This is a genomic window from Gilvimarinus sp. 1_MG-2023, from assembly GCF_030548285.1.
Genome location: NZ_JAUOSC010001354.1, coordinates 1 through 252, shown reverse-complemented (window position 1 = coordinate 252; position 252 = coordinate 1). Strand labels below are relative to the sequence as shown.

1 protein-coding gene is annotated in these 252 nt (G+C 55.2%); it reads left to right on the top strand.

Annotation, left to right across the window (positions count from 1 at the left end; genetic code table 11):
* A partial coding sequence (locus Q4563_RS21255) for a hypothetical protein (RefSeq protein WP_303605938.1) occupies window positions 1-252 on the top strand: 252 nt, incomplete at both ends.

The following is a 252-nucleotide window of genomic DNA, read 5'->3' as shown; positions in this document are numbered from 1 at the left end:
GCGGTACAACTGGAAGCGTTGGATACTACCACGGGGGATGGCTATGATCCCCAAATCACCGCCGTGGGCAGTGATGGCAACTATGTGGTGACCTGGTACGGTGATGATAGCGACGGTGATTGGTCGATCTTTGTGCAGGCGTTTAATGCCGATGGTTCCTTCAACGGTGACACAGTACAGTTGGAAGCACTGGATAATATCACCGGTGCTGATCGGTCCCCTCAAATCACCGCCGTGGGCACTGATGGCGCC